General features: G+C 70.5%; 21 protein-coding genes. 7 read left to right on the forward strand and 14 right to left on the reverse strand.

All coding sequences use genetic code 11. The features are described from left to right. Positions 1-215 precede the first annotated feature (215 nt). Complete coding sequence (locus OG379_RS37435) at positions 216-992, forward strand: DUF427 domain-containing protein (RefSeq protein WP_405668799.1); 777 nt, start codon at positions 216-218, stop codon at positions 990-992. Positions 993-1,064: 72 nt separating this feature from the next. Here OG379_RS37435 and OG379_RS37440 read toward each other — a convergent pair whose 3' ends face one another. From OG379_RS37440 to OG379_RS37455, 4 genes are all read right to left on the reverse strand, one after another. Continuing rightward, complete coding sequence (locus OG379_RS37440; protein WP_405667729.1) at positions 1,065-2,627, reverse strand: mucoidy inhibitor MuiA family protein; 1,563 nt, start codon at positions 2,625-2,627, stop codon at positions 1,065-1,067. Positions 2,628-2,635: 8 nt separating this feature from the next. After that, a complete protein-coding gene (locus OG379_RS37445; RefSeq protein WP_405667730.1) occupies positions 2,636-4,675 on the reverse strand; it encodes a DUF4139 domain-containing protein in 2,040 nt (679 codons plus the stop codon). A gap of 117 nt (positions 4,676-4,792) precedes the next feature. Beyond that, positions 4,793-5,860 carry an aldose 1-epimerase family protein gene (locus OG379_RS37450; protein WP_405667732.1) on the reverse strand — a complete coding sequence of 356 codons (1,068 nt, stop codon included), beginning with the start codon at positions 5,858-5,860 and terminating at the stop codon, positions 4,793-4,795. Further along, entirely contained in the window at positions 5,857-6,603 is a 747-nt protein-coding gene (locus tag OG379_RS37455; protein WP_405667734.1) for an SDR family NAD(P)-dependent oxidoreductase, read from the reverse strand. Before OG379_RS37455 ends, OG379_RS37450 begins: the two co-directional genes overlap by 4 nt. A 211-nt stretch (positions 6,604-6,814) precedes the next feature. Between OG379_RS37455 and OG379_RS37460 the strand changes: the two genes are divergently transcribed. From OG379_RS37460 to OG379_RS37480, 5 genes are all read left to right on the forward strand, one after another. Continuing rightward, a complete protein-coding gene (locus tag OG379_RS37460) occupies positions 6,815-8,023 on the forward strand; it encodes a CaiB/BaiF CoA transferase family protein (RefSeq protein ID WP_405667735.1) in 1,209 nt (402 codons plus the stop codon). Beyond that, positions 8,020-9,123 (forward strand): extracellular solute-binding protein, encoded by a 1,104-nt coding sequence (locus OG379_RS37465; RefSeq protein ID WP_405667737.1) that lies wholly within the window; start codon positions 8,020-8,022, stop codon positions 9,121-9,123. The genes OG379_RS37460 and OG379_RS37465 overlap by 4 nt, the downstream gene beginning before the upstream one ends. After that, a complete protein-coding gene (locus tag OG379_RS37470) occupies positions 9,120-9,923 on the forward strand; it encodes an enoyl-CoA hydratase/isomerase family protein (protein WP_405667739.1) in 804 nt (267 codons plus the stop codon). Before OG379_RS37465 ends, OG379_RS37470 begins: the two co-directional genes overlap by 4 nt. Before the next feature lie 10 nt (positions 9,924-9,933). Then, a complete protein-coding gene (locus OG379_RS37475) occupies positions 9,934-11,106 on the forward strand; it encodes a fumarylacetoacetate hydrolase family protein (RefSeq protein ID WP_405667741.1) in 1,173 nt (390 codons plus the stop codon). A gap of 74 nt (positions 11,107-11,180) precedes the next feature. Then, positions 11,181-12,221: a LacI family DNA-binding transcriptional regulator gene (locus OG379_RS37480; RefSeq protein ID WP_405667742.1), complete on the forward strand. Its 1,041-nt coding sequence runs from the start codon at positions 11,181-11,183 to the stop codon at positions 12,219-12,221. 37 nt (positions 12,222-12,258) lie between these two features. On the opposite strand, the gene OG379_RS37485 is transcribed toward OG379_RS37480, so the two are convergent. Both OG379_RS37485 and OG379_RS37490 read right to left on the reverse strand, forming a co-directional pair. Then, the gene (locus OG379_RS37485) at positions 12,259-12,918 is read right to left on the reverse strand and encodes a ThuA domain-containing protein (RefSeq protein ID WP_405667743.1); all 660 of its coding nucleotides are present in this window, start codon (positions 12,916-12,918) and stop codon (positions 12,259-12,261) included. Next, complete coding sequence (locus OG379_RS37490; RefSeq protein WP_405667745.1) at positions 12,915-14,105, reverse strand: mandelate racemase/muconate lactonizing enzyme family protein; 1,191 nt, start codon at positions 14,103-14,105, stop codon at positions 12,915-12,917. The genes OG379_RS37485 and OG379_RS37490 overlap by 4 nt, the downstream gene beginning before the upstream one ends. 261 nt (positions 14,106-14,366) lie before the next feature. Here OG379_RS37490 and OG379_RS37495 point away from each other — a divergent pair, with 261 nt between their 5' ends. Next, positions 14,367-15,116 (forward strand): FadR/GntR family transcriptional regulator, encoded by a 750-nt coding sequence (locus tag OG379_RS37495; RefSeq protein WP_393760135.1) that lies wholly within the window; start codon positions 14,367-14,369, stop codon positions 15,114-15,116. Positions 15,117-15,165: 49 nt separating this feature from the next. Here the strand turns inward: OG379_RS37495 and OG379_RS37500 are convergent, their stop codons facing one another. The 8 genes from OG379_RS37500 to OG379_RS37535 form a co-directional block, all read right to left on the reverse strand. Beyond that, positions 15,166-18,318, reverse strand: coding sequence for a carbohydrate-binding protein (locus OG379_RS37500; RefSeq protein ID WP_405667747.1), 3,153 nt, complete (start codon positions 18,316-18,318; stop codon positions 15,166-15,168). A gap of 205 nt (positions 18,319-18,523) precedes the next feature. Then, complete coding sequence (locus tag OG379_RS37505; RefSeq protein ID WP_405667749.1) at positions 18,524-18,865, reverse strand: L-rhamnose mutarotase; 342 nt, start codon at positions 18,863-18,865, stop codon at positions 18,524-18,526. A gap of 117 nt (positions 18,866-18,982) precedes the next feature. Further along, positions 18,983-19,825 carry a carbohydrate ABC transporter permease gene (locus OG379_RS37510; protein ID WP_405667751.1) on the reverse strand — a complete coding sequence of 281 codons (843 nt, stop codon included), beginning with the start codon at positions 19,823-19,825 and terminating at the stop codon, positions 18,983-18,985. Next, the gene (locus tag OG379_RS37515) at positions 19,822-20,733 is read right to left on the reverse strand and encodes a carbohydrate ABC transporter permease (RefSeq protein WP_405667753.1); all 912 of its coding nucleotides are present in this window, start codon (positions 20,731-20,733) and stop codon (positions 19,822-19,824) included. The genes OG379_RS37510 and OG379_RS37515 overlap by 4 nt, the downstream gene beginning before the upstream one ends. A 2-nt stretch (positions 20,734-20,735) precedes the next feature. Next, the gene (locus OG379_RS37520; protein ID WP_405667755.1) at positions 20,736-22,001 is read right to left on the reverse strand and encodes an ABC transporter substrate-binding protein; all 1,266 of its coding nucleotides are present in this window, start codon (positions 21,999-22,001) and stop codon (positions 20,736-20,738) included. A gap of 85 nt (positions 22,002-22,086) precedes the next feature. Continuing rightward, complete coding sequence (locus OG379_RS37525) at positions 22,087-23,532, reverse strand: hypothetical protein (RefSeq protein ID WP_405667757.1); 1,446 nt, start codon at positions 23,530-23,532, stop codon at positions 22,087-22,089. Positions 23,533-23,552: 20 nt separating this feature from the next. Next, the gene (locus tag OG379_RS37530; protein ID WP_405667758.1) at positions 23,553-24,437 is read right to left on the reverse strand and encodes an amidohydrolase family protein; all 885 of its coding nucleotides are present in this window, start codon (positions 24,435-24,437) and stop codon (positions 23,553-23,555) included. After that, the gene (locus OG379_RS37535) at positions 24,434-25,435 is read right to left on the reverse strand and encodes an aldo/keto reductase (RefSeq protein WP_405667759.1); all 1,002 of its coding nucleotides are present in this window, start codon (positions 25,433-25,435) and stop codon (positions 24,434-24,436) included. Before OG379_RS37535 ends, OG379_RS37530 begins: the two co-directional genes overlap by 4 nt. Position 25,436 lies beyond the last annotated feature (1 nt).

A 25,436-nucleotide genomic window follows, 5' to 3' on the forward strand; every position in this document is an offset into this window, starting at 1 on the left:
AGGGAATCTCGGAGGTCGCCGCCCATGGGGCAGCGAGCCGCAGGCCCGCAGCTCCACCCGCCCCGCGCGATCTGTTCCGGTATGCCGAGCTGTCCAGGCGTCATGGGGTGTGTGCTTGCGGTGTCACTGCCTGTGTATTGAGTAGCATTTCGGACGAAAAGGGTGGTTCTCGGGTAGGTGCTGGGGCGCAGCAGAACGAGTGGACCGAGGTGGCCGTGGTGGCGGAGAGTGTTCAGTACCCGAGTTCGATCGTCCCGGTCGGGCATGTCGAGCCCGTGCCGCGGCGTATCCGGGGGACGATCGGCGGTCGCGTCGCTTTCGACACCCGGCGTGCACTGTACGTGTGGGAATGGTCCGCCTACCCCCAATTCAGCATCCCGGCAGCAGACTTGGTCGACGCTGTGCTCACCGACGACGACCACGTGGAACAGTTGGGCGCCGGGCCCGCGCGGCGTCACACGCTGCAGGTCGGGTCCGACGTCCGCGAGGGTGCGGCATGGGCGTGGGACCACGGCGCCCCGGCATATCTGCAGGGCACCGTCCGCTTCGAGTGGGAGGCGCTGGACTCCTGGTTCGAGGAGGACGAGCCGGTGTTCGTGCACCCGAGGAGTCCCTACTCGCGGGTGGATGCGCTGAGTTCGTCCAGCAGTGTCCGAGTGGAGCTGGAGGGCGTCGTGCTGGCGGACGCCCCCCACTGCGTCAAGCTGTTCGAGACCGGCCTGCCGACCCGCTACTACCTCGACCGCACGCACGTCGACTGGACCCGTTTGCGTCGCTCCGACACGGTGACCCGCTGCCCGTACAAGGGCACGACGAGCGGCTACTGGTCGTTCGCCGATGACGTCGCCGCCCACCCGGACATCGCCTGGGTGTACGACTTCCCGACGATCCACGCCAATCGCATCGCGGGAATGGTCGCGTTCTACAACGAGAGGGTCGATCTGTCCGTCGACGGAACGCCGCTGCCGCGGCCCTCGGCCCCGGCCAAGTAGAGCAACGCGATGACGAGAGCCTGGCCAAGGTCACCCCCTCGGGTGGCGCGCCGCCCGGGACCGGGGGAGAGGTCAGAGCCCGGTGACCTTTGCGCTCGCGGACAACTCGTAGGCCAGGGTGACCGTGCGCCGGCCGCCGGGTGGAAGAGCGACGTCCCAGCGGACGATGCCTTCGGCGTCGACCGCGTCGGGCTCGGGGGAGCACGATTCCTTCCGCAGGCGTACCTCCACGGCCGAGACTTCGGAGACCGGGATCCGCTCCCGCAGGGTGACCACCCGGTCGTCCTCCTCGCCGGGGGCGGAGAAGCGGGACAAGTGGAGTCGGACCGTACGGGTGATGACCGTCCGCTGGGTGATTCCGGCGGTGTCCCGTGACTCCTCGGCATACCGGACCACCCGATGGTCGTCGCAGCTGCCGAAGGCGAGCTCGACCGGGGCGCCGGGGGCGGCGAAGTCCAGCGTGCCGCGCCCGGCGAACCCACTGCCGCGGACCAGATCCACGGGACCGGCGAGCAGCGCGTGACCGGCCAGGTTGTCGAACCGTACGACCCGGGTGACCAGGGGAGACAGCTCGGGTGAGCAGGCGTACTCACTGCGCGCTTCCGTGGTGAAGGCGGACAGCGGCACACGGTGTGCGCGGCCGTCACCGGGCACGGAGACCTGGGCGGGGGACCGCAGCACCCGTGCCTCGCCGCCGTCGTCCACGCCCGGCAGTCCGACGACCGGGGCCGGCCCGAGGGTCCCGATCTCCTCCTCGCGCAGCTCGACACCTACCGTGCGGCGCTCCGCGGCGGAGCGGTCCATGAGTCTCAGCCGGTCCTCGTCGAGGCGCGGCGGATCGGTGGCGAGCGCGGAGCGGGCGGTCGACAACGTCAGCCGTACGTCGGACCAGTCCTCTCCGGTGCGCTGCCAGACCATCGCGTCGGTCTCCAGCGTCAGGGAGTCACCGTCGAGCACCGCACGGTAGGCGGGCCGCCACAGCGCACACGAGGTGAGGTGAGTCAGTCGCAGCCCGACCGGTCCGGCTACCGCGGCATCCACGGTCAGTTCGATGTGGCCGACGAGTTCGGCGGGCTCCTCCTCGGCCACGTGCATGGCTTGCTCGGTCTGCCCGAGCTCGTCGGCGAGGGCGGCCAGCCGCGTCTCCACGGTCCGCAGCTCCTCGCCGCACGAGGCTCGTTCGCCGTCGACCCGGTCCAGTTCAGCCGCCCAGCGGGACCTGTCCGTCTCCCCTGAGCCGGCACCCTCGCCGATCTCCCGCAGCAGATCGGCGGCGAGACGGCCGAGCAGGTCCCTGCGTGCGTGCAGCCGGTCGCGCCGCTGTTCCGAGGTGAGTCGTTCGTCTTCGAGGGCGTGCAGCCGTCGGCGCAGGGCGGAGTCGTCGTCGCCGGGCGGCAGCGGCCCGCGCGGCATCCAACTGCGCGTGATCCGGACGTCGAGAACGGTCGCCGGGTGATCGGCGGACAGTTCGGCATGGAGCGTCCGGTCGACGGTCAGCGCACCGACCGGGCCGAGACGCAGCCGCTGGACCCCTGCCTCCAGGTCGAGCACGACGGCACGCTCGACGTGGGCGCGATCCTCCAGACAGGTCACAGCGGTGACGGGAAGGGCGATGGACTTGGGAGTCGTCGTCATGGCGTGTGTCAGCTCCTGCGGTTGCCGCCGACGAGGGCCTTGCCGGCCGGCATGCGGATCTCGTAGCCGCCGTCGAGCACGGCGGTGCCACCGGCAGGCAGTTCCACCCGCCAGACGCGGGTGCCCGGGGCATGCCGATCGGGCCCCGGACCTTCCTGGGGCGTCGTCCAGCCGGCCCGCTCCTCGATCCGGACGTCAGGCTCGGAGGTGACGGGCACCCGCTCGCGGACCTCCAGGGCGACGGGCCCGGGGAGCCGGTTGGCCAGTTCCACGTGGACGCGGTGGTCGAGCACGGTGGTGCTGTTGCGCAGGCCCGAGGTGGACTCCTGCAGGTTGGTACGGCGGACGACCTGGATGCCCTCGGCGGGCCCGAGCCCGACCCTGCGTACGCCTCCGGGGGCGAGCGTGGGCAGGGCGGCGGTCAGCAGGAAGTCGTCGTCGACCGTGACTTCCACCGGGCCGGCGAGGAGGGCCTGGTCCGAGGCGTTGGAGAGGACCAGGGTCGCGTACACCGTCTGTTCCACGGACGGTACACAGAGGTACTCGGTGTGCATGCCTACGGCGATCTCGCCGACGGTGACGGTGTGCCAGCTGCCGTCCGACGGAATGTCGGCTCGGGCGGCGGTGTCGAAGCGGTGGTCGAAGGAACCCGCCGACTCCCGGGGTCGCACCGCGTGACCGGGCAGAGGCAGCGTGGCCACGGACTCGGCCCGTCGGCGGTACTCGGCCGCCACCGGGTCGAAGGGAGAACCGGGGAACAGCTTCCCCCTGCGGCCTTCCTGGGCGTCGGGCCCGTAGAGGACGAGCGCGGCGTAGTCGAGCTCGGCGCCGCTGGGCCGAGGAGGACCGGAGGCCGGGGGCGGAGGCGGCGGAGCTCCGCCAGGGGCCGCGGGCGCCTTTGCGGCCGGCGCACCGGAGCTCCGACCTCCGCCCGTACGCGGGCGGAGCCGCTGCGGCGGGGCGGGCGGAGCTCCGGCGAAGAGCTCAGGGGAGGCGCTGCCCACGTGGCTCGGCGCCGAAAACGCGGGAGGAGGCCCGCCGTAGCCCTGGGGCGCAGGTGGCGGTGGAAGAGGCCCGGACGAGCCGGCCACGGGCGGGGCGGACGCGGCCGGGCGAGGAAGGGCGGCGTCGTACCCGGCGAACAGATCGGTGAGACCCGCCGGCGGCTCGCGCCAGCCGGAAGGCACGGAGGCGGGCTGACTACGTCCGATCCGGATCGAGCGGAGCTTCGGGAGATCGGTCCCGCGCCGCAGATCGGCCGTCGCCAGGCCGACGGACACGCCGGTCCAGTCCTCGCCGGTGCGCTGTGCCACCGAGGCGCGCAACACCAGGCGGCCGTTGCGCTCGCCCTGACGGTAGGTGAGCCGGTAGGCCGGGGCCCAGACGGCGCCCGGCACCCCGTACTCGAGCTCCAGCTCCACCTCCGCGCCGGGGTCACCGGCGCCGGAGACGTCGACGAGCAGTACGGCGGACACCGTGGTGTCCACGTGCGCCGACGGGGCGTCGGTGGAGGCGCGGGCGAGCCTGTCCACGGCGATCCCGAGCTCGTGCCCGGCCTGCCGCAGCGCCTCCTCCAACTCGACGAGGCGGGCGTGCAGGCCTGTCAGCCGCTCCTCCACGAAGCCGGCGAGCTCCAGCCACGCGTCGACCGGGGTGCGACGATGACCGTCCTCACGTCTGCGGGCCGGTGGGACCGGACGCAGAGCCCCGACCTCCTCGATGAGGCTCAGCTGGTGGTCCCGGCGGCCCTGCGCTGCCGTGTACTCCTCGCGAAGCCGCTCGACGCTGCTCCGCAGGTCTTCGGACGCGGGCGTGCCGAGCGGCTCAGCCTCGACCTCCACCCGGGCCTCGCTGACCCGCGCCCCGCCCGCGCCTTGAACGCGGGCGCGCAGTGAACCCGGATCGAGCGAGCGGGGCAGTCCCGTCACCCGAACCCTGCCGCCCGGCGGCACGACGCCCCGGGCCAGACGGCGGCAGACCGCCCCCTGCTCGTACACCACCACGGAGTCGAGGACCGACCCCCACCTCTGCACTGCCTCGGCCGTCATGTGTTCCGCCCCCCGTCGGTGCCGAGCCGAGTGTACGCCGGGGCTGCCGCGCGCTTCCGCGTCGGACGGCCCTTCGCGCCAGGCCACTTCGCCCGGGGCGGGCAGCCGGCGGAGGGCTCAGCCGAGCCGCCCCACCCTGAACGTGGTGGTGTACGTGCGTTCCTCGCCGGGAGCCAGGAACGTCATGGAACCGTTCTCCCGTGCCGCGGTCTCGCCCTCCACATGGTGGGTGGACGGCTCGAAGCCCACCGCGTACGCGCCCTCGCGCAGATGCAGCCACTGGAAGAATGCAGGGAACTGTGCCGCGTCGTACTCCAACTCGAAGTACACGCCGAGACGTTCGTTCACCAGGCGGGGGCGGACGCGGCCGTCGGCGTCCGGCTCCAGCTCGTGTTCGTAGACCTGCTCGACGAAGCCCGTCCGCGGGCCGGGCATCGAGGTGTTCGAGACACCTTGCTCGGCGACGCTGTCGCTCTGCCACAGTGTGCGGCGCACGGGCACCTCGTAACGCGCGCCCTCGTCCAGGAAGGGCCAGCCGATGTTGATGTGGTACAGGTACATGTGCGGTGTGGCGTCGAAGCCCGCGTTGCGCACCCGGTCGGTCAGCCGGATCTCCGTGCCGCCGAGATCCGCCTCGATACGACGGGTGAGCCGCAGGTGCTCACCGAAGATCGCGGCCTGGCGCACCTCGCCCTCGGCCCACAGCACGCAGCGGCCGTCGTCCTGCCACTGTTCGCCGTAACCGGTCAGCCGAGCGGGCAGGTTGGCGACGCGCCCGTGCAGGCCGTGCGACACCGTGCGGCGCGGGGGATACCGGTACTGGGAGGCGTCCACCTCGGCGCCGAAGAGTGTGTGGTCGAGGCCTGCGGTGAGCAGCAGTCCCGAGAAGCTGCGCATCATCGAGAGGCCGTCGTCGTCCCGGTACTCGTGCAGTCCGGGATGGCGGAACCCGGTCGCCGAGCGCCAGCCGAAGCCGCGGCCCTCGAACTCCGCCCCGCCCAGGTCCATGGCCCGGTCCACGAGAACGTCGAAGGAGAGACCCGCACCGGTACGGAACTCCAGCGTGCGGATGCCGCGTTCGGAACCGTCGTCCAGGACGACGGACCGCACGCCGCCGGCCGCGCTCAGGTCGCCGGCGAGCCGCGCGAGGGCCTGACGGTCGTAGTCGCGTCCGTTCAGCTTCACGACATCACCCACCCTCCGTTGACCTCGATGCACTGGCCGGTGACGAAGGAGGCATCGGGGCCCGCGAGGAAGGACACCACCGAGGCCAGTTCGCCGGGGCGGCCGCGCCGCTTCAGGGACTGACGCTCCAGCACATGGCGCCGGTAGGCGTCGGGGTCCTCGTGGATCTCTTCGGCCGCGGTGGGAAAGGCCCCGGGGGAGACGCAGTTGACGCGAATCTCCGCCGGTCCCAGTTCCCGGGCCAGAGCACGCGTGAGCGCGACGGCGGCACCCTTGGTCGAGACGTACGCGGCGAGCGAGTCCCAGCCCCCGTGCATGGTGATCGACGCGACGTTGACGATCGCCCCGCCACCGGTGGCGGTCATGCGGCGCGCTGCGGCCTGTGCGGCGACCCAGTAGGCGCGCTGGTTGACCGCCACCACCTCCTCGTACTCGGCGAGCGGCACCTCGAGGAACGGCCGGCTCGGGTACACGGCGGCGTTGTTGACCAGGACGCGCAGCGTGCCCAGCTCGGCCGAGGTCCGGTCGACGGCGTCCTCGATCGCCTGCGGGTCGCGCAGGTCGGTGGTGAGCGCCAGCGCCCGGGCGCCGGCCTTCTCCACCCGCTCGACGGTCTCCTTCAACGACGCGGTGTCGCGGTCCAGTACGGCGACATCGTGTCCCGAGGCGGCCAGGCGTGAGGCTATCGCCCGGCCCAGGGCGCCGCCTGCACCCGTCACGAGTGCGGCTTGCTGTTGCTTCATCGGTGGGTCCCATCTTCCCGGTGCCGACCGGGCGCCGAGGGGGCGGATCGTGGCATTGACACTGCGAGCGGAGCCCGCTTAGCGTGCATGTTAGCGCTACCGGTAGCGCTAACAACAGGGTGCGGAACGACAAACACGGCCACGAAGCGACGAGTTCGGCGCGCTCCTTCCCCTCTTCTCCTTCTTCGCCTCCTCTCCTCCAAGGAGCCCCATGACTACGCGCGACAAGCCCGGCATACTCGCCGGGTACCGGGTCCTCGACTGCTCCATCGCCATGGCCGGCCCATTCGCGGCGCAGCGGCTCGGCGACCTCGGCGCCGACGTCGTCAAGGTGGAACCCGTCACCGGCGAGTGGCAGCGGCACGCAGCCGCCGGCGGCGCGGGCGGCAACCGGATCAACGTGTCCTTCCTCTCGCTCAACCGCAACAAGCGCTCGCTCGCCGTCGACCTCAAGGACCCGGCAGGCAAAGAGGTGCTGCGCAGGCTGGTGGCCGACGCGGACGTCTTCCTGCAGAACTACCGGCCCGGAGTCGCCTCGCGCCTCGGCGTCGACCATGCCTCGCTGGCCGAGATCAACCCGTCCCTCGTGTACGTCTCCATCTCCGGGTACGGCGAGGACGGCCCGTACGCCCAGCGGCCCGGCCAGGACCTGCTCCTCCAGGCGATGTCCGGCGCCATGCTCTCCACCGGCCGGGCGGGTGAGGCCCCCCGCCCCGCAGGCCAGTACCTCGTGGACGCGGTCACCGCGTCCACCGCGTTCGAGGGCGTGCTCGCCGCGCTCCTGCACCGCGAACGCACCGGCGAGGGGCAACTCGTGACGGTCAACATGCTGGACGCGATCACGACCCTGCAGATGCAGGAGCTCTCGGTGCACACCGTCGGCGGCCTGGCGCAGTCACGCTCCGACGAACCGCACGCGCACGTCTACATCCGCGCGCCCTACGGCACCTTCCGGACCGCCGACGGCTTCATCGTCCTCGCCTTCCCGCCCCTGAAGAAGCTGGGAGAGATCCTCGGCGAGGACAGCTTCCTGTCCATGGAGGACGAGGAACACAGCTGGACCCACCGCGACGAGATTTTCGCCCGCACCGCGACCCGTCTGCTGACCAGGTCCTCGCGCCACTGGCTCGACGCCTTCGAGGCGGCCGGCATCTGGGCCGGTCCGGTCTACGGCTACGCCGACCTGGTCGACGACCCGCAGATCCGGCACAACGGCACCTTCGTCACCTACGATCACCCCACCGAGGGCCGCGTAAAGGTTCCGGGCTTCCCCTACAGATTCTCCGCGACGCCGCCGCGCATCGACCGTGGCGCCCCGCTCACCGGCCAGCACACCCGCGAGATCCTGGCCGAAGCGGGGCTCGACGACGGGGCGATCGAGGACCTGTTCGCCTCCGGAACCGTGGTGGAGACCTCGTGACCTATGCCGGACTGACATGGGACCACCCGCGTGGCTACGACGCCCTGGCAGCCTCGGGGGGCGACCTCGTGCACTGGTCCGTCCAGCCGCTGGAAGGGTTCGAGTCCCACCCCGTCCATGAGCTCTGCGCCCGCTACGACCTCGTCGTGCTGGACCACCCGCACCTCGGTGAGGCGCTGGAAGCCGGCTGCCTGGTACCACTGGACGACCTGTTCGCCCCCGAGGAACTGCACCGCTGGCGCACCGGAGCGATCGGCCCCACCATGCGTTCGTACGCGATGGACGGCAGGCAGTGGGCGCTCCCGCTGGACGCGGCCACCCAGGTCGCGGCCACCCGGACCGACCTCGCCGGAGAGGCACCCCCGACCTGGGACGAGGTCCGGAGCCTGGCCCGGCGCGCCCCTGTGGCGCTGTCGCTCGCGGGGCCCCACGCGTTCCTCACCTTCGCCTCCGTCGCGGTCGCCCTGGGGGAGGAGCCGGCTGGGGAGCAGGACGAACTGATCGGCGACGAGACGGGATTGGCGGCGCTCGACCTGATGGCGGCAGTCGACTCCGCGGCGCCTCCGGAGACGCGTACTCTCAACCCGATCGGGCTGCTGGAGCTGATGTCGCGCACCGACCGGCTCGCCCACTGCCCGCTGGTCTACGGCTACGTGACCTACGCCGACCGGCTGGACTTCACCGACGCCCCGACGGCCCGGCCCGGGGGACGCCCCGGATCCACCCTCGGCGGCACCGGGCTCGCCGTCAGCTCCCGTTGTCAGCCCGGACCCGAACTCCTGGACCACATACGCTGGTTGATGTCCCCATCCGCCCAGTGCCATTTCCTGCCGCAGCACAGGGGACAACCCAGTGCGCGTGCCGCGTGGGCCGATCCGGCGATCGTCGCCGCGGACTTCTACCGCCGTACCACCACCACGTGTGAACAGGCATGGGTCCGGCCCCGCCACCCCGGCTACATCGGCTTCCAGGCCGCGGCGTCCGCCCTCGTCCGGGAGGCACTCGCCAAGGAGACCGGCCACCGGGCGGCACTCGACCGGATGCGTGCGCTGTACCGGGCGAGCCTCATGACCCGGGCACCGAAGGAAGGACGAGCATGAACGACACCACCAGCACCCCGCCCGAGCTCGGCACCGAGCACGTGCTGCTCGACGTGGCCGGCCGCGTCGCCACCCTCACCCTGAACCGGCCCGAGAAGCTCAACGCCGTCACCCCGGAGATGTCCCGCGCGCTGGTCCGTGCCGTCGAGTGGTGCGACACCACCGACGACGTCCGCGCCCTGATCGTGACAGGCGCCGGCGGACGCGCCTTCAGCGCCGGCTCGGACATTCGCGAACTGGACGGCTACCGGACTCCGTGGGAGTTCCGTAACCGCGTCGACTACTGCGACGCCATCCGCGAGGCCCGGACCCCGACCATCGCGGCGGTCGGCGGCTACGCCCTCGGCGGCGGGCTGGAGACCGCACTCTCCTGCGACATCCGCATCGCCTCGGAAACCGCCTCCTTCGGTGCGCCCGAGATCACGCTCGGCTGGATCGGCGGTGGCGGGATGGCCGCCTTCCTCGACCGTGCGGCGGGCCCCAGCAACGCCGCACTCATGCTGCTCACCGGCGAACGCATCGACGCCACGAAGGCGCTGGCATGGCATCTGGTCAGCGAGGTGGTGGCCCCCGGGGAACTGCTCGGCCGGGCCCGCGCTCTCGCCGCCGTGATCGCCTCCCGGGCCCCGGTGGCCGCCGAGACCGCGAAGATCAATCTCCGGGCCGCCGGAAACCTGCCCGAGGACCAGGCCCTCGCCTACGAGCGGGACCTGCAGACCATCTGCTTCGCCACCGAGGACGCCGCCGAAGGCCGCCGCGCGTTCGCGGAGAAGCGTCCGCCCGTCTTCCGTAAACGCTGAGAGGAACGACATGAACCAGTGGCCGGACGCCACCGCCACCCTGCCGGAGGACGGTACCGAGGGGGCCCTCGTCGGCCGGGTCTGGCGACCCGGTCTCGGCCCGTCCGTCGTCGCCGTCCGCGACAGCGGTGTCCACGACGTGACCGCACACTTCGCGACCGTACGGGATCTGTGTGAAACGCCCGAGCCCGCAAGGCAGTTGCGCGCGGCCGACGGCGAGCGCGTCGCAGGGCTCGACGAGCTGCTCGCCAACACCCCGCCCGACACGCGCGATCCTGATCTGCCATGGCTGCTCGCCCCGGTGGATCTCCAGGCGGTGAAGGCCGCCGGAGTGACCTTCGTGGTGTCGATGCTGGAGCGCGTGATCGAGGAGAGGGTCCGGGGCGACGCATCCGGGGCCTCGGAGGTACGCGAGCGTATCCGAGGCCTCATCGGGGACGACATCGCCGCTCTGCGGCCCGGCTCCGAGGAAGCCGCGGCGCTGAAGGAGATCCTGGTCGCCCAGGGGGTGTGGAGCCAGTACCTGGAGGTCGGCATCGGCCCCGACGCCGAGATCTTCACCAAGGCCCCCGTGCTTGCCGCCGTCGGCAGCGCCACCGACGCCGGGGTGCACTCCGCGTCGCGGTGGAACAACCCCGAGCCGGAGGTGGTGATCGTCGTCTCCTCCACCGGGGAGGTCGTCGGCGCGACGCTCGGGAACGACGTCAACCTCCGTGACGTGGAAGGGCGTTCCGCCCTGCTCCTGCCCCAGGCGAAGGACAACAACGCTTCGGCGGCACTCGGTCCGTTCGTGCGGCTGTTCGAGCCCGGCTTCGGTATCGAGGACGTGCGCGAGGCACCCGTGACGCTGACGGTCGAGGGCGAGGACGGGTACCGGCTCGACGCCGTGTCCTCGATGTCCGCCATCAGCCGTGATCCCCTCGACCTCGCCGCCCAGCTGACCGGGCCGCACCACCGGTACCCCGACGGCGCGGTGCTCTACCTCGGCACGATGTTCGCCCCCGTGGAGGACCGCGACACGCCCGGCCAGGGATTCACCCATCACGACGGTGACCTGGTCACCATCGCCACGCCCCGGCTCGGCGCACTCGTCAACCGGGTCAGGGCGAGTGAAGCCTGCGAGCCGTGGACCTTCGGTCTCGCCGACCTGATGCGCTCGCTGTCCGCGCGGGGAGCACTGTGACGACAGGCCCCGCAGCCGACGGCCCGGGCCGGGGCGACGGGGCGGTGGGCGCGGCGATGGATATCGTCTCCGGTGTGACTCAACCGCCCCGCCGCCCTCGCAAGCGTTCCGCGACCCGTTCGGTGACCCTGTCGGACGTGGCGGCGTCTGCCGGGGTGTCCGCCCAGACGGTCTCCCGCGTCGTGCGCGACCCCCTGTCGGTGTCGGACACCACGCGGGTCAAGGTCGAGGCCGCCATCGAGGCGACCGGTTACGTGCCCAACCTGGCCGCCAGCAACCTGGCGTCGAACCGGAGCCGCACGGTCGCGGTCCTGGTGCCGCAGATCAACGCATCGGTCTTCGCGGACACCGTCCACGCCTTCTCGACGGCCCTGGCGGCCCACGGCTACCAGATCTTCGTCGGGACGACCGACTACCGGCCGGAGCACGAGGAGGAGGTGCTGCGCAGCTTCCTCGGCCGCCGGCCGGACGGGGTGCTCATGGTCGGCACGGACCACACCCCGGGCACCCGCGTCCTGCTGGGAGCGGCCGGGGTGCCCGTCGTCGAGACCTGGGGCTGGTCGGACGAGCCGCTGGACCTGCTGGTCGGCTTCTCCAACGCGGCCGCGGCGTCGGCCATGGTCGCGCACCTGGTGGAGCGGGGCCGGCGCCGGATCACATTCGCGGGCCGGCACACCTCCGGCGACCCCCGGGCGGCGGAACGCCTCGACGGCTACACGGCCGCGGCCCGTGATCTGCTGGGCGCCGCACCGCGCACGGTGGACGCGGGTCCCGAGCCGGTCACCATGGACACCGGTGTGGCACTCCTCGACCTGGCGCTGGAGCGGTACCCGGACTCCGACGCGGTGATGTTCTCGAGCGACGTGTTCGCCGCCGGCGCTCTGCAGGCGTGCGTCCGGCGGGGGATCGACGTACCGGGCACGCTCGCCCTGGCCGGCTTCGGCGACTTCGAGTTCGCGCGTCATCTCGTGCCCGCGATGACCACGGTGGCCGTACCGGGCTCCCTCATAGGGGAGTTGGGGGCCGAACTGCTGCTGACACGCATGCGTGGCAACCCTGTCGCGGTGACACGGCGGGATGTGGGCTACCGGGTCGTCGTGCGTGAGAGCACCTGACGGGGCATAGGGACAAAGGGGGCGCGGCCGGGGAAGCTCAACGGGCCGCCCACTCCAGGCCTCGCTCGACGAGAGTCGCCGTCTGCGGCACTTCGAGATCCGCGACGCGGTGGCCCAGGGTACACACGAAGACCTTGCCCGCCCCCCAGCGGCGCGTCCACACCACGGGGAATTCGACCGGCTCGTCCCACGGGCCACCGGTGGGTTCCAGCACGGAAGTGGCCAGCACGGTGTTGAGGCCGTCCGTCAGCACCCAGTAGTGCTCGGTGACGACGTCGTAGTCCTCGACGCCGGCTGTGATCCGGCCGTCGCGGTCCGGGGAGCGCGTGATCCGTACGGTGAAGTCCTGAAAGTCGTCCGGGTGCCAGAGGAACCGTCCTCCCACCATCCGCAGATAGCGCGCGTTGCCGACGTTCGTGCCGATGACGCCGCCGTGCCAGCCGGCGAACCCGGTGCCGGCCTCCACGGCCGAGACCAGGGTGTCCTCCTGGAGGGTGGTCAGTTCACCCCCCGACCAGGAGTGCACGACGAGGTCGGTGGCGGCGAGCAGGTCCGCGTCCTCGTACACCGCCAGGTCCTCGGCGACCGTGACGTCGAACCCGGCGCTTTCGAGCCGGGGCACGAACAGCTCCGTGCAGCCGACCGGATCGTGCCCGTCCCATCCCCCGCGGACCACCAGGGCCGTGCGTGCACTCATTTCGCGATCCCTTCGTACGGCCGCCGGCTCCCGGCGGTGTGTGCGGCCGTGCCGCCGGACGTGAGGCGCAGACCGGCATCGACCGGGCGGACGTGCGGACCGCCCGGGACGGACCACTGCCCCGAGGCGGCCTGTGCGGCGATCCTCGCCTCGTCGACCTCGATGCCGAGACCGGGTGTGTCGCCGAGGACGATGCCGCCGTCGGCGATCTCCTGGTCCACCCGGAGCCCGACCGGGAAGGTGAGGTCCTGCACTTCTGTGACCAGGTGGTTCGGTACGGAAGCGGCCGCGTGCGCCACGGGATTGGCGTTGTAGCCCACAGGGCTCACCGGCAGGCTGTGCCCGTACGCGAGCGTCGAGACCCGCAGGAAGTGGGTGATGCCCCACACGCTTCCGGTCTGCACCACTCCCACCGCCCCGGCGTCGAGCAACGCCCGGTAGTGCTCCAGGCCCGTCAGGTTCTCACCGGTCGCCACGGCCGCGCGGATGCCCGCCGCGACGGCACGGTGTCCGGCGACGTCCCATCGCCGGACCGGCTCCTCGATCCAGGTGAGGTCCACCCGGTCTTCGACCGACCGGGCGAGACGCACCGCCTGGTGGGCGCCCCAGGACTCGTTCACGTCGTACATCAGGGCGGGGCGTTCGCTGTTGACCCGCAGGACGTCACGGACGGCGTTCAGGCGCCGCACGTCCCGGTCGATGTCCAGTCCGCCCTTGACCTTCGCACCCGAGAAGCCGCGCTCCGCCCAACTCCCGTAGAACGACACCAACTCGTCGTCGGTGAGTGCGTACTCCAGGCCCGAGGCGTAGCCTGGCACGAAGCGGTCGGCGGCTCCCAGCGTCCGCCACAGCGGCTCCTGAGCGATCTTCGCCTTGAGGTCCCAGAGTGCCATGTCGAGTGCACCGATGGTCCCGAACACTTGGCCGCCGTGCCCGGACTTGAAGACGTAGGAGAGCATCCTGTCGTACAGCGAGGTGACCGCCCGAGGGTCCTGGCCTTCGAGCGCGGGGAACACGCGGTGCACGTCCGGATGACTGCCGAGACCGACGCCGGTGAGGCCTTCGTCCGTCTCCAGCAGCAGGACGGGCACCTCGGTGATGCCGCTCGCGACGACGCCGTTCACGTCGCCCACCGGGCGTCCCCACTCGTGCACCGTGGTCAGGGACCGGTATCCGGTGATTCGCATCGCGCTTCTCCTTGGTCTGCGCGCGTGGCACGGTCACCATGTGCGCCGCGTGCTTCGAGAGGTCCGACCGGATGTGCGCGGGGTCTCTGCCGTGAGCGACGGTGTCCCCGCCGCGGGGGCGGCGTCCGGGCAGCCCCGCTTCTCCCGCGACTATCAGTCATAACTTGTGATACGAGTGATGACCTTAGCATGTTCCGCTAGCCTGGGGACGTCGGACGGCAGGGCCGGCAGACCTGCACACACATGGGAGTCTCTGACCAGATGAGTAAGCCATCCGCGGACACCGTTGCCGTGTCCCGCCATCAACGGCGCCGGCCACCGCTCGCCGCAGCGGTCGTCCGGAGCCTCGCGACGGCCATCGTGCTGGGGGAGTACCCCCCCGGGACGGCCCTTCCGTCGGCGGGTGACCTGTGCGACGAGTACGAAGTGAGCCGCACCGTGATCCGCGAGGCGACGACGACCCTCGCCGAGAAGGGCCTCGTCGCAACTCGTCAGGGCTGGGGCACGGTTGTGCTCGACCAGGAGCAGTGGAGCCTGCTCGATCCGCTGATCCTCGACGCGCTCTTCCAGCGGAAGGACCGTCTGGTCTTCCTGGACAACCTCATCGAGATAAGGACGACTCTGGAGTGCGCCATGGCCGCCCGGGCGGCCCGGCGTATCGACGACGTCCAGGCGGCGGCCCTCTCGGCCAAACTCGACGAACTCGCCGGCCTGCGGGACGACCCCACGGCCTACACCCGTGCGGACATCGAGTTCCACGAGATCATCCACCGGGCCTCGCAGGACGCGTTCGGGCGCGCCATCGTCTCCAGCATCCAGGGGAAGGCGGTCCGGTCCCCCCAGTACAGCGGTGACCCGACGCGCGAGGACATCGACCTCACCCACGAGGCGCACGCCCGGGTCGCCGCGGCGGTGCTCGCCCGGGACGCGGAGGGCGCCGCCGACGCGATGCGGTTCCACATCACGTCCTCGTGGGAGCGCCGCCGCCCCCACGACACGACAGAGGTGTGAGAACGCCGGGGCACCCGCCTTCCGAGGGATGCCCCGGCCCGGTGCGGGACTACCGCCCGGCGGCCGAGCAGACGCCCCCGTCCTGCCACGGGCCGTTCGCGTCACCCGGTGTCCCGTTCCGCGTCCACCACTTCGCCGTCCAGAGCCGCCCGTCGTGCGCGACCGTGTCGCCGGCCCGGTGGACAGAGGAGGCCGTCCACGCCGGCTGCGTGCCGCCCGCGCACTTCACGGGAGCACCGATCTCCGCCCAGGCGCCCGTGGCGGACGTGCCCGGCTCCTCGCCGCGTGCGTACCACAGGGCCTCGTACGCACGGCCGCCGTGGAAGACGGTGTCACCCTCTCCGTAGGCCTCCGCAGCCGACCAACGGCCGTTCCGGTAGGCCTCGATGGCCTGCTTGAGCGCCGTGACGGCGTCGTCGATCTGCTCCTGGGAAAAGCCGGTGGCCTCAGCGACGCCGGTCGCGGCGGTCAGCGCCGCGGTGAGCGGTCCGGTCTCCCCGCCCGGCTCGTCGGACAGCACCCGCGCGGCCCGGTCGACCGTGCTCCAGAGCACCTCGGCGTCGCCGCGCTGCGGACGGCCGATGCCCTCCGAGGTGACGCCGCGGTTCCACTCCGTGATCCAGTCGGCCCCGTACGAGGCGGCCACCGTGCCGGAACCGGAGAACTTCAGCGTGCCGAGGTCCAGGCCCGTCTCCACGACCGAAGCGGCGAACACACTCGCGGTGTTGACCTTGTCGCTCCACCGCGACACGTTGTAGACGGACGTCGGTTCCGAGAACGTCGCGTTCGTCTCGACGAACCCGGCCGAGGAGCCGACGACCACCGCGTGGTCGATCTCGACCCGGGACGGCACCCAGACCGAGTCGGGGTCCTCCCACACCGTCGCCCGGCTGCAGCCCTCTGTCCCGTCGGTCGAGTAGGTGGCTGCCGTGCACTCCTCGCCCGTCGCGGTCACCCGGGGGACGTACCAGTCCGTGATCTCCGGGTACGTGATCGGGGTTCCGTCCGAATACTTCCGCCTGCCGTCCGTGTAGTGCTCGTGCCAGGTGGCGACGGACTCCGGGGTCGCGGTGTACTTCTCGCCCTCGCGCACGTCGAGGAAGGCGTTGTAACGGCTCTCCAGAACCCAGCTGTTGGCCAGCGGCAGACGGGTCTCGCCGTTCTTGTGATAGATCCCGCCGTGGCCGGCGTGCTTCACCCCGATGAAGACGTTGTCGTTGGCGGTGTTGCTGTGGCCCGAGTTGAAGTTGACGCCGGAGTTCGATCCGTTCACCACGTTGTGGTGGAACCTGACGCCGGTCGCTCCGTCGTCCATGTACAGCGCGTCGTTCGACCCGCCGATCTTCTCGAAGTGGTTGTAGGCGATCTCGTTCCCGAGGTAGGTGAAGTCACGTCCGGCGTAGACGGCGCCCTGGTCACCCGCGTTCTTCACCACGTCGTAGAAGTGGTTGTGGTTGACGCGCATGTCGTTGCCCATGATCTGGACCGCCATGTGCGGGGCGTCGTGGACGTAGTTGTACTCGAAGGTGTTGCCGACCCCGTACAGGTAGCCGGCCGGGGTGTACGTGGCGAGTTTGGAGAAGCGCGTGATCTCGTTGTGGCGGGCGACGTTGTCCCCGCGCTCCAGCGTACGGCGGTCGCCGCCCCCGAGCAGGACTCCTCCGCCTCCGAGGTCGTGCAGGTAGGAGTTCTGCACGATGTTGTCGTGCCCGCCCTGCAACGTCTCGTAGTCGGGCATGCTGGTGATCGTGTCGGTCGTACGGCCGATCCGGATCGCGTCCATGCTGACGTTGGAGATGTCGACCCCGTCGATGAGCGTCCCCACGGCGTCCAGCAGCTGCACCCCGCTGATCAGTGATCCCGTCATGGACAGGCCGCGCACCGTCACGCCCTGGGTGGAGTCCAGCAGCATGAAGTTCTTGTCGAACGTCTGCAACGTGGTGGTCCTGCCCTCGATCGTGCCGCCCTGCGGACGGTAGTAGAGGACGTCGTTGTCGTCGTAGCGGTCGATGTAGTACTCACCGGCCGTGTCCATCTCCGAGAGGACGTTGAGCACCTTGACCTTGGTCCAGGAGTCCTGCGGAATGTACATGGAGGGGTACTTCGTGTAGAGAGTGTCGCCGCTCCACGACAGGATGCGCAGCATGTCGTTGGCGTAGTTGTTGCCGAGGTATCCGGAGAGCCATCCCTCGGTCTCCGACGTCGTGTTGTCGATGTCCTCGATCCACCGCGGGTCCAGCTGGACCGGCACGTCCGCGTAGTCGCCGAAGCCACGGGTGCCGAGGTCGTCCACCGTCGGCACCGCCTCGGGCGCCCAGCTCCTGAAGCGGTCGCCCTCCGCCGCGCGCCCACCGACGGTGAACACCGACGGCGTCATGCGCCGCATCTCCTCCGGGGCCCAGGTGTCCCGGTCCGCGCCTTCGGGGAGTTGCTGCTTCTTGTCCTCGAACTGGGCGCGTGGTGTGGTGCCGGAACCGTTCCAGGCGCTCTCCGGACCGAACCGGGCGTCGAGATCCACGTTCATCAGGTCCCCGGGACCGGCCGCGTCCCATTTGGCGCCCGTGCCCCACAGGTGGCACCCCGTCTCCTTGGTGGAGCACGTGTTGCCGTTCGGGTACTCGGCGAGCACCTGGGTACCGCCGCCCACCACGAGCTCCGGAGCGAACGGCTGCTGAACCCAGTTGAACCCGTTCTTGTAGAGCGTGCCCGGGTCGATGCCGTGCGCGCCCAGGTCGTACACGTACACCCCCTCGCGCAACTCGGGGGTGTTCAGGCGACTGTTGGAGGAGTACTGCGGCTCGGCGAGCTTCTCGGCGGAGAGGTCGGTGAGCTTGGACCAGCCGTCGGCCGGCAATTCGTGCGAGCCGGTGATCGTCACCTTCTCGTTCCGGTACGCGGCGTACGTGACCCACGAGTTGTCCGTGCCCTTGAGCCGGATCGTGTCGTCGAGGACGTACGTGCCGCCCCGGATGTATACCGTGCCGCGTGCTTCGGCCGACGTGCGGCCGGCCAGGGCGTCACGTGCGGCCGCGATCGTCCTCAGCGGGGCGTCGACGCTGCCACTGTTGCCGTCGTCGCCGTCGGTGGCCGACACGTAGACCGTCAGGTCCGCGGCGGAGGCGGCCGACGCCGGGGCCGCTGCCGCCGCACCGGCCGCCGGTCCGCCGACGCCCGTCATCAGCGCCAGTGCCACGGAGGCCATCACGATCCGCGCCGGTCGTCTCCCAGTTCTCACCATGGAGGAGCCTTTCGTTGGATGCCATGTTCCTGGCACGGCCGCGACACGCGAACCCGTGAACAGCCCGGGACGAGGCCACAGGCAAACGGAACATGTATGACATGTGCAATCTAGGGCCCCGTGGGGCCGGGCACAAGCATCCGGACGGCAGGGAAACGAACCCGGCGGATCAGTCCAGGTGGAACACCTCCTCGGCGTCCACCCAACGCTCCCCGGGCTCCGCCGAGTCGAGCGGACGCTGGCAGGGGTCGGTCAGGGCCCACCACTCCTGGGTGGCCGGATCCCCGGCGATGGAGGCCATGTCCGCCTCGTAGTCCTCGCCGGTGTACTCGTAGTAGGCGAACAGGGTGTGATCGCGCAGGAAGATGGAGTACGAGGTGATGTGGGCACGGGAGAGCGTGTCCAGCACCTGCTGGGGGACCGCCCGGTGCAACTCCCGGTAGCGGGCCTCCTGTTCAGGGCGCAGGCCGATCACGGACGCGACGCGGCGGGGGGTGCGGGGTGCGGACATGGCAACGGCTCCTCTATGGGGACGGTGACGGCCGGTGGGAGGGGGGAGAACGGCCTCCGCCGGCCGGGCGCGGTGGCCGGGCCGGTCGGAGGTCCTCGAGCGGAGGCGCTGCGACGGTCAGCCCTTGACGGCTCCCGCCGCCAGGCCGCTCATGACATGACGCTGCATCACGACGAAGATCACCAGGATCGGGATCACCGCGAGCAACAGGGTCGGGAACACCTTGGTGTAGTCCGTGGAGTACTGGCCGACGGCCGCGTACACCCCGGTGGTCACCGTGTACACGCCGCTGCCGGGACCGAGGATCATCTGCGGGCTGGCGAAGTCGTTCCAGACGCTGAGCGAGTTCAGGATGAACACCGTGGCGAGGATCGGCCGCATCAGCGGCAGGATGATGCGCCACAGGGTGTAGTACCTGCCGGCCCCGTCGATGGCCGCCGCCTCGTCCAACGACCTCGGCAGCACCTTGATGTAGCCGAAGAAAACGAACAGCGTGAAGGGGACGGTGGTGGCGGTCATGAACAGGATGAGCCCCGGCATGGTGCCCATCAGGCCGACCGCCCTCAGCACGAAGATGACCGGCACCAGGATCACCTGGGTCGGGATGAACATGCCCGCGATGAAGAAGAACAGCAGGATCCGTGAGACCGTCCTCGGCGTGCGGGCCAGCACGTACGCCGCCGGGGCGCAGACCCCCATCGCCAGGACGTTGACGCAGAGCACCAGCCCGATGGTCGTGCCGTAGCCCTTCAGGATGCTGAAGTCCGGGTTGTTCCAGGCGTCCGCGAGGTGCTGGACGGTGGCCGAGCCGAAGTCCAGCGTGAACGGGTTGGCGAGGATGTCCTGCTGGCTCTTGAACGCGTTGACCACCAGGATGTACATCGGCACGAGCATGCCGAGGGACACCAGGCCTATGAACGCCACCCGGACGAGGGCGGCCGAGGTGAGTGTTTTCTTCATCCGATGGACTCCGCGTCGTCCTCGGCGCGCCTGCGCAGGAAGAGGACCGTGAGGGACAGGACCGCAGCCGCGAGTATCAGCAGCACGGCCTGGGCCGATGCGAGGCCGATGTCCCGCTGGGGGAACGAGACTGCGAGGATCGAGTAGGCGAGGGTCTTGGTGGACCCGGCGGGGCCGCCTCCGGTCAGCGACACGACGACGTCGTACGTCTTCAGCAGCGAGATGCCCGAGGTGATCACGGCCACCGTCGTCGTGGACGCCAGCGAAGGCCAGGTGACGGCCTTGAACGTCTGCCACCGGCTGGCGCCGTCCAGTCTGGCCGCCTCCAGCAGGTCCGCGGACACGGTCTGTAGGCCGGCCAGGTAGAGGATCAGCTGGACCCCGAACAGGGACCAGACGATGACGACGATCATCGACCACAGCGCCCAGTCGGGGTCGCTGAGGAAGGGCAGGGCATCGGTCCCGACCTTCTCCAGCATCGTGTTGACCACGCCCTGCGGCCCGAGGATGGCCTGCCACAGGAAGCCGACGACCAGCGCGCTCAGCACGTGCGGGTAGAACATGACCACACGGCCGAAGGTGTTGAACCGGTTCGTGCGCTGCAGCAGCAGCGCCAGCCCCAGCGCGGCCAGGTTGACGGCGATCGCGCCCACCACGGCCACCACAGCGGTGATCACCATGGTGCCGGTCATGTCGTCGGAGCCGAAGACCGTCCGGTAGTTCTCCAGACCGATGAACTCGGGCACGCGGCTGGGGAATCCGTTGTACTCGGTGAAGCTGTAGTAGATCGCGTAGATCACCGGTACGACCAGCAGAGCGGCGTAGAGGAGAACGGCGGGGACGACCATGCTGACGGCTGCTGCCGCATTGCGCAGTCCCCGAGGCTTCCCAGTGGATTTCAGTGCCATGGTCAGCGGTTCTCGTCGACCCACTGGTCGATGGCCTCGGCCGCGTCGGCCGGGCTCGCTCCGGTGTAGAGGCTTTGAGCGACCTCGGTGAACTTCGGGTTGAAGCCCGTCACGGGCAGCCGGACGTTGCCCTGGCCCTCACCGACGGCGACCAGCTCGGGGGCGTCGTCCAGGATGCCCTGGATCTGGGAACCCACACCGCTCTGCTCGACCTTGGAACCCTGCCGGAACACCCCGTCGGAGCCGAGCTGCGTCTCCACGGCCGCCGGGTCGGTGACCAGGTACTCCACCAGCTGCTTGGCACCGTCCGCGTCGGCCGCTCCCTTGTTCACCATGTACGGGTTGGCCATGGTGGCGCCCTGCGGCCCCGGGTAGCTCCCGCCGTCGTCGACCGGAGGGGAGAACACCCCCACCTCGAAGGGGAGCTTGCCCGCCTTGTCCAGGGTGGCGGCGAACCAGCTGCCGTTGGTGTACAGGCCCACCTTGCCCGCGACGAAGTTGCCGTCCGCCTGCGAGGGGTTGAGACCGACATCGCTCTTGGCTATGTAACCGGAGTCGATCCACTCCGCGTACTTCTTGAACGCGGGCTCATAGGCGTCGCCGACGGTGAGCTTCTCGCCCTTGACGTCGCTCTGCCACTTCGGGTGCGCCTGGTTGAGCGTGGGGTGGAAGATCTGCTGGAGCTGAAGACCGGTCATGTAGTCCCCGGCGGTCTGCATGGGAGTGAAGCCGGCCTTCTTCAGCCTGGCCATGTCGTCACCCAGCGCGTCCCAGGTCGTGGGGGGCGCCTTGATGCCGGCCTTCTCGAACGCGGTCTTGTTGTAGTAGACGAGCGACTGCGTCTGGGTGCCGACGCCCACCGCGTAGTGGGCGTCGCCGATCGCGTACTCGTCGAACATCGAGGTGTCCTCGGCCCAGGCCTCACCGCTGAGATCCAGCAGCTCGGGGGCCGTGTCGTCGTCAGGGAAGATCGACTGGATGACGTCGGGCGCGGTGCCGGCGGCCAGCTGCTGGGGGAAGGACTCGGCGACGGACTTGCCGGTCGGCCCCTCGATCTTCACCTTCAGACCGGTCTTGTCCTCGAACGGCTTGACCAGCTTCTCCCAGTAGGCCTGGTCCAGGTTGTCGGTCAGGTTGACCATCATCCGGATCTCGCCGTCCTCGGCGCCGGACGAACCGGCGCCCTGAGAACAGGCCGCGAGGAGCGTCAGCGGGACCACGGCGGCAAGGGCGGCGAGGCGGGCCTTGCTCCCTCTGTGGGCAGACATCATTGTCGTCTCTCTTTTCCTGCGTGGGGAAAGCTGGGGATCAACATCCACTGGACGGTGAGGTGGGGGGGCCGGTGTCCCGGCGTCACAGCCGGCCCCGGTAGGGCAGGGGGCCGACGGTTGTGACATCGGTGGGTGCCTCGTCGCCGTCGACGCGGTAGATGCCGTCGTTGGCGACGAAGAATTCGGGAACGCCCGGGTAGTGAAGGTCCTCGGGCAGCGGTTCGCGGTCCGTCCAGGAGAAGAACTCCCGGGTGAAGGTGTCCTTGTCCTTACGGCCGTAGATGTGCAGGTCTCCGGCGGTGAGCGGGGAGCGCACGCACCAGTGGACACCGGACTCCGCCCAGAAGGCCCGGTCGCTGACCAGTACCGACTGGCGCTCCCGGGGCGCGAGCACACTGTCCCAGAAGCCTTCTCCCGGACCGAGCCTGGCCATCAGGAACATGAGGTCGTGGGCGTGCCAGGCGGTGCTGGGCGCGATGTCGGCCTCGTTGTGCCAGCCGCTCGCGGACGCGAAGTAGCCGGCCGGCGTCTGGTAGTGGGCGTACGTCGTCAGACAGGCCTCGGTGAAGGCCTCCAGTTCGGGGTCCGGCCCCTCGGCCAGCACCTCGTGGATGCCGTACAGAGTCAGTCCCATGCCCGCGATCAGCATGGGTGTGTCCGTCTTCAGGGAACGGCTGCCCTGGACGTACCAGTAACGGTGGTAGCGGGTGGCGCCGGTGTCGTCCGTCCAGGCCGACCGGGCCACGTGCCGGCACAGGCGCCTCGCCTCCGCCAGAAGAGCGGGGTCGCCCTGGGCGCGGTAGCCGAGCACCAGGGGGACGATCATCAGGCCGTAGTACTCGGCGGGCTCCAGGATGCCGCCCTCGGCGCGGTCCCGGGCCGTGCGGAAGGTGCCGGTGCTGTCCGCGTCGGGCACTCCCCGGTGGTGGAAGAGGCTGACCAGGGTGGCGAGATCCTCGGGTATCTCGTCCGCGTAGGTCTTGTCGTCGGTCAGTTCGGTGTAGAGCTGCTTGACCCAGACCCGCGCGTACTCCTGGTTGCAGGTGCCGTCCTCGCCGGGCCGGCCGCCGCCGTACATCTCGCAGGCGTCCAGATTGCGCCGGACGGCCGCCAGCGCGTCGCTCACCTCGCCCGCCGGCAGCAGATGACGAGCGTGCTGGAGTGCGAGCAGTATGCCGAGGCTGCCGACGGCGTTGTGGATGAGCCCGGTGGTGGCCGACTCACCCACCTGGAAACCGATGTGCTGGTACTGGCCGTCGGCCTGCAGCTCGGTGGACTGATAACGCAGCAGCCGCCGCAGGAGCGCGATGCCCCGCTCGTCCGGCTGCTCTGCCAGGGCTTGGGCGAAGGCGCCGACGGCCGGACCGGCGAAGGTGGTGTGCCCGCTGGTGAAGTCGAGGAAGGTGAACGGATTCGTCCCCCACACGCTGTGGTTGTGGAAGCCGTTGACCGCCCCTTCGTCCGTCACCCAGCTGTGCAGCCAGCCGGCCAGCGCGGCCGTGTCCGGCCTGGTCGTGCGGTGTTCCATGGCGTTCCTTCCGGGATGGTTCACACAGCCGCGTGGCGTGCGGCGTCCAGCAGGGTGGCGTCGATGCGGTAGAAGCGGGCCGCCGTTCCGCCCAGCACGGCCGCCCGGTCGTGCGGGCTCAGCGGGGCGAGCAGTTCCCCGTACGTCTCCCGGGCCCGTCCGTAGCCTCCGGCGAGCACCGACACCGGCCAGTCACCGCCGTACATCAGGCGCTCCGGACCGAACAGCTCCAGGGCGTCCTCGACGAACGGGCGCACCTGAGCGGTCTTCCACGCGTCGAGGGGCCCGGAGGCGGAGTAGAGACCGGAGAGCTTGGCGTGTACGAGAGGGTGGTGCGCGGCGGTGGCGATCAGCTTCCGCCACACGGCGTGCTCCTCCGAGCCGCCGCCCACCGGCGGCTTGCCGAGGTGGTCGATCACCAGTCGCAACTCCGGATGGCGAGCCGTCAGCTCGGGTACCAGGGCCAGAGCCTGCGGCGACGACGTCACGAGGTCGAAGGTGAGCCCGGCCTCCGCGACCAGCTCCAGCCCGCGGGTGACCGCCGGCCGGAGTATCCACTCCGGGTCGGGGATCTCGTGGAGCAGGGTGCGTACGCCCACCACGTGCGGGTCGTCGGCCAGCTCCGCGAGCCGGACGCGAGTACGCCGGGGGTCGTCGAGCGGAACCCAGGCGACGACGGCGACGACCTCCGGATGCGCGGCCGCGGTCGCCAGCATGTGGTCGGTGTCCCCGTCGTTGTCGGCGGCCTGGACCAGCACGGTCGCCGTGACTCCGGCCGCCTCCAGTGCCGGTCGGACGCCCTCGAAACCCATGGCGCCGTCGATCGGTGCCATCTCCGGCCCGAGCCAGTCGTAGCGGGCGCGCGCGGGATCCCAGACGTGCTGGTGCGCGTCGACGACGGTCATCGCCGCTCCCTTCCGGTCGGCGTCACGGTTGCCTGGGGGAGCAGCCCGAGCACGGTCAGTTCGGCCCAGAGCGCGTCGGGCACCGAAGCCACCAGCCGGTCGGCGTTGGTCCTCGACTGGCCGGCGTCCCGCGCGCCGAGCACCACCGACGTGACCCCGGGGTGCAGCAGGGGGTAGGCGATGGCGGCCTCCGGGAGGCTGGTGCCGTGGCGTTCGCAGACGTCTGCGATCGTCGCGGCCCGGACCGTCAGTTCGCGGGACGCGGGCTGGTAGTCGTACGTGGCGTCGACCGGTGGCCGCGGGGCCGCCAGCAGGCCCGAGTTGTAGACCGCGGCGGCGACGACACCCACACCGCGCTGCTGGGCGAGAGGCAGAAGCTCGTCCTGGGCGGAATGGTCGAGCAGGGTGTGGCGGCCCGCCACCATCACCACATCGATGTCGCACCTGCGGACGAACTCGGTCAGCATCGCGGCCTGGTTCATACCGGCGCCCACCGCCTTCACTACCCCCTGGTCACGGAGTTCCACCAGGGCGTCGACGCCGGTGGTGGAGGCCTCCGCCCAGTGGTGGTCGGGATCGTGCAGATAGACGACGTCGACGCGGTCGAGACCGAGGCGTTCCAGGCTGCTCTCCAGCGAGCGGAGGATTCCGTCGCGGCTGAAGTCCCAGCTCCGGCGGAACGCCGCCGGCACCGCGAACCCGCCGTCGTCCTGGAGGTGCGCCGTCTCCGGGCTCGGTTCCAGCAGCCGTCCCACCTTGGTGGAGACGATGAACTCGTCGCGGGGCCGGCCCGTGAGCGCGGCACCGAGGCGGCGTTCGGACAGCCCGAGGCCGTAGTGCGGAGCGGTGTCGAAGTAACGGACGCCGCTCTCCCAGGCCGCGTCGACGGCGCCACGGGCGTCCTCGTCGCTCGTCAGCCGGGCCAGATTCCCCAACTGGGCGGCACCCAGGCCGAGTTCGGTCAGCTCGGGAAGGCGTGCGGAGCTACGGGTACGCATC

This window comes from Streptomyces sp. NBC_01166 (assembly GCF_045039765.1).
Lineage (GTDB): Bacteria > Actinomycetota > Actinomycetes > Streptomycetales > Streptomycetaceae > Streptomyces.